This is a genomic window from Alicyclobacillus shizuokensis NBRC 103103, assembly GCF_001552255.1.
GTDB classification, from domain to species: domain Bacteria; phylum Bacillota; class Bacilli; order Alicyclobacillales; family Alicyclobacillaceae; genus Alicyclobacillus_G; species Alicyclobacillus_G shizuokensis.
In genome coordinates this window covers 1-4,331 of record NZ_BCQV01000090.1, presented here as the reverse complement: position 1 = coordinate 4,331, position 4,331 = coordinate 1, and the positions used below count along the sequence as shown (strand labels likewise).

Sequence of the window (4,331 nt, the reverse complement as noted above, 5' to 3'; positions counted from 1 at the left end):
TACCTAGAAACAGTCGTATTGACCTGGATCGGTATCTCCAATTCACGGAGGGCTTGAAGTGCATGAAGCGTAAGTTCGAATGACCCTCTGGTCCCCCGGAACCGGTTGTGAACTGCCGCAGTCGAACCGTCCAGGCTGAAGGCGCAGCGCGAAAGTCCTGCGCTCTTGGCTTGCGCTAAAGCTTCCTTGGTCACGCGCGGCGTTGCACTCGGCGTCATAGCGACTTCCAGACCTTGTTGCTTGGCGTAACGGATGAAATTGTACAGGTCGTCACGCTCCAACGGATCTCCACCGGTAAAGACTAGTAGTGGTCGGTCCAGCGCTGCGATTTGATCGAGCAACCGGTAGCCTTCTTCAGTGGAAAGCTCCCTCGGATCCCGGTGACGCTGAGCCTCTGCTCGACAGTGTATGCAGTGAAGCTGACAGGCTCGTGTCACTTCCCAGATGACGATAAATGGATTCATCGAGAAATCCCGCTGCCACAATGTCGTACGCGGCATTGCCCGTTCTTGCATTGACACTTGTGCCACCACCCTGTCGTGAGCTTGTTACGAATCCGCGTCACATTTGTCGACCTACTCTAGCCGTTGATTATGGCAAGAAAAATGGAGCTCGCCTGTGCCCTGGATCACACAACACCCGTGGTGTAGATCGGAAAGAATAATTTTGAGTCGGTTTTGGCGATGCGGTTTACAATGGATGCGTATGCTCATAGCTGAGATAATGAGGTGACCAAGGTGGGCCCACAAGGATTGGACGTCCTGCGAGATATGGAACTGTTTTCAGACCTGTCGCCCGAGGAACTCAGCCGCGTCAGTTCCCTCACGATGGAGCGGCGGTGCCAACGAGGAGACACGGTGTTTCTCCAAGGGCAGGAACGGGAGAGGGTATTTTTCATCCGGAGCGGTCTCGTCAAGATCTATAAGGTCGACGAGGAAGGAAGGGAGCACATCATGAATATCCTTGGTCGTGGCCAGATGTTTCCTCATGTCGGGTTCTTCGACACGAGTCCGTACCCGGCAACGGCGGAAGTGTTGGCACCAAGCATCCTGTACGCCATCCGTTGCCGAGCATTCGATGAACTGTTGGTTGAATATCCAGACATCGCCCGAAAAGTGATGCGAGTGATGGGACGTAAGATACTGGATCTGCAAGCCAAGCTTCAGGAACTTGCCTTGTTTGACGCCCGTGAGCGAGTCATTGCGCTCTTGCGCCACTTCAGCGAAGAACACGGCGAACCTGCGGCCGACGGAATCCATATTCGGCTTCCTGTCACGCATGGGGAGATGGCCCGGATGATTGGCATCACCCGTGAATCGGTCAACCGAATATGGAATGACCTGCGGCGGCAAGGTGTGCTCCATGGCGATCGCGATGATTGGACTGTGAATTGGAGTCGGCTCCATCGGTCTACTCCGTGATGGTAGCCCGCGTATCTTGACTTTGCCTGCGACGATATGATGCGCGTCAGTTCCTGCCAGCGACAAGCACGCAACCATCTTCACTGTCTGGAAAGCCTTGCCGTCCGACAACCAAATGCTCCTTATCAATGATCTCGCCCCGAAACCGCTGTTTTACCCGTTTTCTGCTCGATGCAGACATCGGGATCAATCAGGTAAGTCTCGCCGCCGTCGTGAATCGCGTCGACCGGGCAGGCTTCCACGCAGTCCAGAGCCTTTTCCCCGCTGCACGGTGACGTGATGACACAAGCCATCCCCCCTCCTTCCCCCTCTCGATGGGGGCTACATCCTCAAGGTACTCCGCATCCGACCATCGGGTTATGTCATAGATCACACCTTCGCGGCCGAATTCGCGTCACAATGAAAGCAGAACAGGAGGCGCGGAGCGAATGAATGGGCAGGTGGTAGCGTGATCAATCTTGATGAAGTGTGGCGCCAGCTTGAGAACGTCTACGATCCCGAGTTAGGCCTGAACGTCGTCGAGCTCGGACTGGTGTACGAGGTGTCAGAACCTCGCGAGGGTGAGCTGTACATCCGCATGACGATGACCACACCGGGCTGCCCGATGCATGACAGCATCCACGAGGCGGTGGAGCGGGCAGTCATGCACGTGTTCGGGGTAGCCGACGTGAAAGTGGATGTCGTGTGGGACCCGCCATGGACGCCGGAGATGATGACGGACGAGGCGCGAGCGAAGTTAGGATTCTAATGAGAAGCAGCGGCGCGGGACGGCACAGAAACGAAGGTCTGCCCGTGCGCCGGTGACCAGGGAGGAACCAAGATGCCAAGAAAGATTGCAGACCTGGATGTGCGCGAGATCCTGCGTGCGAAGGGTGAGCCTTTTCAGTTGATCATGGAGACACTGAGCGGCCTCGGGCCGGACGATGTGTTCCAACTGCATGCCACGTTTGAGCCGATTCCGCTCTTGCGCGTGCTCGGACGGCAAAGCTGGCGGGGCATCGTGCGCGAGGTGGAGCCGGAGCACTTCATCGTCCAGTTTTCCAAGGAGCAGACCGACCGACCCTACTGGCGGATCGACAACCGTGGACTGGAACCGCCGCAGCCGATGGTGCGGACGCTCGACCTGCTGGAGCAGGAACCCCGCTTCGCATCCGGTGAGTGGGGCCTTGAGATCTGGAATGACCGGGTCCCGGCCTTTCTCCTGCCAGAACTCGCAGAGCGCGGCTACGACTACCTGTACGATGAGATGATTGATGAGGACTTCGTGCGCGTGCGCATCTTCAAGATCTACGACGGAGCGAACTGAGCGTCGTATGGAAAGGGGGTAGCGCGGTGGTCCCGCCAAGCACGAGCCACACGCCGCCGTTTCACGTCCCAATTCGGTACATGTTGACAGGCGTCGCATCGTTTCTGTTGTTCGCTGTGTTGCTGCTGGTCGCGGGTGTACGCTCGGGCCCCCCCTCGCCTGCTCCCCTGTGGGTGACCACGACGCACGTGCTGACGCTGGGGGCGCTGCTGTCGTTCGCGATGGGCGCCTCATACCAATTGGTCACCGTGGCATTCCTCACACCAATCGCCTCTGTGCGCGGAGCCGCATGGAACTACTGGCTGTACATCGGAGGTCTGATGGGGCTGTGGTATTCCATGGCTCGCTGGTGGCCCACGGGACTGGCCCTGTTCGGCACCGTCACGGCGCTGGCCGTCATCGTCTACGCCGTAATCATCCTCGCCTCGATACACCGCTCGATTGTACGTGGACCGATACGCGGCTTCATTCAGGCTGCGCATGTTGATCTCATACTCGCAGTATTGGCGGTGCTGTCTCTGATTATCGCCATGAGGTCGGGGATGGAGCATGGCCTCGAGGCGCTGCTCGTGACGCACATCGTGTTGGCGATGGGTTACTTCACGTTTCTGATCATGGGCTTTACGCTTAAGCTCCTCCCGATGTTCACTTTGGCGCACGGTCACAACGAGCGGCCGACACAGTTTGCGCTTTGGTTGCTACATGGCGCCGTGTGGACGTTCATTCTTGGCGAATGGCTGTGGGGCCCCTTGTCGTGGATCGGCGGCGCCTTGGCAGTGGCCGCCTATCTAGTGTTCGTGCGTTACATCATCGATGTGATACAGCGTCGCGTGCGGCGTCGCATCGAATGGCCCATCCGGGCCGCACTCGCCGCGGTGGCCAGCGGCGCTATCGGTGCGGTGGCACTTCTTGCGGCGAGCGTCCTCGGCCGCTCCTGGCTGCCGATGGAGAGTGTGGTATCGTTCTATCTGCTCGGCTGGGCGGCTTGGACACTGCTCGGCTACGCCTATAAGGTGGTGCCGTTCTTGGTCTGGACACACCGCTTTGGGTGGCTGGCTGGGCGGCAAAAGGTGCCACTTGTGGACGATGTGCTGGATGTTCGCCGGAGCCGCGTTGTGTACGCACTGTATGGACCCGGTTTTATCGGCTTTTCCATTTCCGCCGCCTTCGGTTGGACATGGGGACTGGTGCTGTTCTCCGGATTGCTGGCGACAAGCTTGGGCGGATTTTGCCTCCACATGGGCAGGGTCCTCGACCCCAAGTGGCTGTGGCGCGTACTGCGCGGTGGAGACGTGCGTCCCTGATGCAAAAATGGAGTGATCAGACTGATGAAATACGGCGGTCATGATGGACCGCCGCCTTCATGTCTTCGTCATGTAATCATCCTCGGCAAAGCGCCCTACCTCCCGACCTGGCCGAAGATGGAGAGGGCCAGGGTCTCCATCTGATTCAGGACCAGGTCCTTGCTGGTCCACTACTTTGGGGCTGTAGCGTTTTGGAACTTGGTTGGCCCGGGGCTCCTCGGCTTTAGGCGCAATGGATTTGACACAAACAAGCAGCTGCTGAGGCCTTGCGCCGACACCTTGCCGAGATGGAATCGGGTG

Annotated in this window: 6 protein-coding genes; 4 read left to right on the top strand and 2 right to left on the bottom strand. The window is 58.4% G+C overall.

Features of this window, described 5'->3' with window-relative positions:
* A partial coding sequence (locus tag ASH01S_RS17280) for a radical SAM protein (RefSeq protein WP_157067226.1) occupies positions 1–500 on the bottom strand: 500 nt, incomplete at its 3' end.
* A 237-nt stretch (positions 501–737) separates the two neighbouring features.
* Between ASH01S_RS17280 and ASH01S_RS17275 the strand changes: the two genes are divergently transcribed.
* Positions 738–1,421: a Crp/Fnr family transcriptional regulator gene (locus ASH01S_RS17275; protein WP_245629145.1), complete on the top strand. Its 684-nt coding sequence runs from the start codon at positions 738–740 to the stop codon at positions 1,419–1,421.
* Between the two features lie 125 nt (positions 1,422–1,546).
* On the opposite strand, the gene ASH01S_RS19410 is transcribed toward ASH01S_RS17275, so the two are convergent.
* Positions 1,547–1,714 carry a hypothetical protein gene (locus ASH01S_RS19410; protein WP_373278602.1) on the bottom strand — a complete coding sequence of 56 codons (168 nt, stop codon included), beginning with the start codon at positions 1,712–1,714 and terminating at the stop codon, positions 1,547–1,549.
* A 155-nt stretch (positions 1,715–1,869) separates the two neighbouring features.
* Between ASH01S_RS19410 and ASH01S_RS17265 the strand changes: the two genes are divergently transcribed.
* The 3 genes from ASH01S_RS17265 (at position 1,870) to ASH01S_RS17255 (ending at position 4,031) form a co-directional block, all read left to right on the top strand.
* Positions 1,870–2,169 carry a metal-sulfur cluster assembly factor gene (locus ASH01S_RS17265; RefSeq protein ID WP_373278601.1) on the top strand — a complete coding sequence of 100 codons (300 nt, stop codon included), beginning with the start codon at positions 1,870–1,872 and terminating at the stop codon, positions 2,167–2,169.
* Positions 2,170–2,241: 72 nt separating this feature from the next.
* On the top strand, positions 2,242–2,727 hold the full coding sequence (locus ASH01S_RS17260; RefSeq protein WP_067929675.1) for a DUF2249 domain-containing protein: 486 nt from the start codon (positions 2,242–2,244) through the stop codon (positions 2,725–2,727).
* Between the two features lie 26 nt (positions 2,728–2,753).
* Positions 2,754–4,031, top strand: a complete 1,278-nt coding sequence (locus tag ASH01S_RS17255) for a hypothetical protein (RefSeq protein ID WP_067929674.1) — start codon at positions 2,754–2,756, stop codon at positions 4,029–4,031.
* Positions 4,032–4,331: the final 300 nt, after the last annotated feature.

Bases quoted from the DNA above. Each gene is read 5' to 3' on its own strand.
- ASH01S_RS17260 (WP_067929675.1), top strand. From the start codon at position 2,242: ATGCCAAGAAAGATTGCAGACCTGGATGTGCGCGAGATCCTGCGTGCG.
- ASH01S_RS19410 (WP_373278602.1), bottom strand. From the start codon at position 1,714: ATGGCTTGTGTCATCACGTCACCGTGCAGCGGGGAAAAGGCTCTGGAC.